The following is a 2,658-nucleotide window of genomic DNA, read 5'->3' as shown; positions in this document are numbered from 1 at the left end:
CACCAATCGTCGATGCGCGCGACCAGCGCCTGCGCCTGCGTGGCCAGCACGCCGGCGCGCTCGACCATGGCCGGCAGCGGCTGCAGGGCTTCGCGCCGCACCGCGAGTGCCCGGCGGCGGGCCGCGAGTCCGTCTGCATCGATCGCTGCGAGCGCAGCCGCCAGCCTGCCGGCTTCGGCTTCGGCCTGCAGCCGCGCGGCCCGGGCCTGTTCGCGAAGCTGCTCCGCATCTGCAAGCGCGGCGGCGGCCGTCGTCTGCTCGTGCGCGGCCTGTGCCTGCAGGCGGCGGGCGTCCTCGTGCTCGCGCAGCCGATCGAGCAACTGCCGGAACGCGGCATCCCAGCGCGGCCACTGGCCGGCCAGTGCGTCGAGGCCGGCGTGCGCGGCCAGCCAGCCCTCGGCTTCGGCCTGCGCGGCCTCGCTGCGCCCGATCTGCTGCTGCAGGCCGGCGAGCGTCTGCTGCGCATCTTCGGCCGCCTGCTCAGCCCCGGTCGCCAGCCGCACGGCCGTGTCCCGGTGCAGGGTGGCATCGGCGAGCCGGGCATCGAGGGCATGGGCGCGGGCGAGCTGCGGCGCTGCCTGCAGGCGGGCACCCTCTGCCGCTGCATGCCGCTCGCCGGCGGCCTGCGCTTCTGCCTGCGCCTGCCGCAGCCCGGCATCGGCGTCCGCCAGCGCCTGGCATGCCCCGGCAAGCCGCTGGCTCGCCGCTTCGGCCGCGGTGCGCGTGCGCTCGACGGCCTCGACCACCGGGCGCAGCGGCTGGGCGGCCCGGATCCGCTGCCAGACCTGCTGCCGCAGCCCGGCCGCATCGACGGCGGCCCGGGCCTGCTGCAGCGCCCGATCCGCTTCGGCGAGTTCGACGGCGAGCGTGCGGCTGCGCGTCTGCCAGTCGGCGAGGCGGCGCAGCGCGAGGTGCCGGGCTTCGAGCACGGCCAGCGCTTCGGCCTGCCGTGCGTGCCCGGCGAGCAGTTCGGCCCGCGCGGACTCGTCCAGCGGTTCGAGCGCGGCGAGGCCTTGTTCCAGTTCGCGCAGCGCGTCTTCCTCGTCGCGCGCGCGGCGGTGCGCGGCGATCGACAGTTCGCCGTAGAGCTGCGTGCCGGTGATGCGCTCCAGCAGCTCGGCGCGCTCCTGGGCCCGGGCGCGCAGGAAGCTCGCGAAGTCACCCTGCGCGAGCAGCGCGCTGCGCCGGAACTGCTCGAAGCTCAGGCCGAGCCGGGCGCGGATTTCGGCCAGCGTCTCGGTCTTCGTGCCGCCGAGGCGCTGCTGCGTGTCGAGATCGGTGAGCACCAGCGTCTGGTTCTGGGTGCGGCCATCGGCCTTGCCGCGGGCGCGGCGCAGCTCCCAGCGCGCGCGGTAGCGCCGGCGGTCGTGGCCGAGGAAATCGACCTCGGCGCAGGCCTCGGTGCAGCCGCGGCGCAGGATGCCGCGCACGTCATCGGCGTTGAGCCGCTCATCGGCATCCGCGCCGGGCACGACCGCGACCTTCGGCGCGCCGGCAAGGCGCGGCATCTCGTCGTACAGCGCCAGGCACAGCGCATCGAGCAGCGTCGACTTGCCGGCCCCGGTCGGGCCGGTGATCGCGAACAGCCCGGCCTGCGCCAGCGGCGGCGCGGCGAGCTCGACGGCGAAGTCGCCGGCCAGACTGGCGAGGTTGCGGCCCCGGATCGCGAGGATGCGCATGCGGACTGTCCCTGTGGCGGCGAGGTGACGGCGAAGCGGATGACGGTGCCGGGCTTGCGTTCAGTGCCCGGCCGGGAACGCGAACTGCGCGCGGTAGCGCTCGCCATCGGCGCCGGTGGCGGTCACGGTCGCGAGCCAGTCGCTGCGCCCGGCCGCGCACACCGGCAGCAGCCCGCGCCCGCGCCAGCTGCCGTCGGCCTGACGCAGCAGCGGCGTGCGCAGGATGCCCATGTCCATGCCCTGCATCGTGAACGCCAGCTCGACCGAGCGCAGCCCGGCGGCCTCGGCACCCTGCACGCTGACGGTGACCGGAAACGCCTGCAGCGGCGAGACCGACTGCCCGAGGCCGAGCGCGAGCTGCAGGCGCGCGTGCGTCGCCGAGCACGGCACGCCGATCGGCCGGCAGGCGGTGTCATCGCGGGTCAGATCGATGGCCGGAGCGTCGCCGTACAGCCAGGCGCGCAGCTTCGGCAGCGCGATGCCGAGTCCCGTGCCGGCCGCGGCCAGCGCCAGCAGCGCGGCGACGATGCCGAGCCGGCGCGCGCCCGGACTCACGGCTGCCACAGCGCGCGGATCGCCGCGACGCCCTGCGCCCCGGCCGCCCACGCGGCATCGAGATCGGCCGGGCCGAGGCCGCCGAGCGCGTACACCGGCAGGCCGGCCGTGCGCACGAGCGCGGCAAAGCGCGCCCAGCCGAGCGGTTCGGCCTCCGGGTGGGTCGCGGTCGCGGCGAGCGGGCCGAGCACGGCGAAGTCGCAGCCGATGCGCTGTGCGTGTGCGAGTTCGTGCGCATCGTGGCAGGAGGCCCCGACCAGCCGGTCGGCCGGTAGCGGGCGCCGGTCGCAGGCGGCGAGCGCGCGCGCATCGAGATGCACGCCATCGGCCCCGAGCTGCATCGCCAGCGCCGGTGCGCCGTTCAGAAGCAGCCGCGCACCGGCGGCGCGGCAGCGTTGCAGCTCGGGGCCGATGGCGTGCATCT

3 protein-coding genes are annotated in these 2,658 nt (G+C 76.3%); all 3 read right to left on the bottom strand.

From position 1 onward, the window contains the following. Nucleotides 1-1,679, bottom strand: a 1,679-nt coding sequence (locus PKE44_RS18025) for an AAA family ATPase (RefSeq protein WP_324554013.1), incomplete at its 3' end; no start/stop codon positions are given. Between the two features lie 60 nt (nt 1,680-1,739). Then, on the bottom strand, nt 1,740-2,234 hold the full coding sequence (locus PKE44_RS18020) for a hypothetical protein (RefSeq protein ID WP_324554012.1): 495 nt from the start codon (nt 2,232-2,234) through the stop codon (nt 1,740-1,742). Then, nucleotides 2,231-2,658, bottom strand: a 428-nt coding sequence (locus tag PKE44_RS18015; RefSeq protein WP_324554010.1) for a thiamine phosphate synthase, incomplete at its 5' end; no start/stop codon positions are given. The genes PKE44_RS18020 and PKE44_RS18015, both read right to left, overlap by 4 nt.

Source organism: Plasticicumulans sp. (assembly GCF_035331805.1).
In the GTDB taxonomy this organism is placed as follows: Bacteria; Pseudomonadota; Gammaproteobacteria; order Competibacterales; family Competibacteraceae; genus Plasticicumulans.
This window is presented reverse-complemented; position numbering and strand designations above follow the sequence as displayed.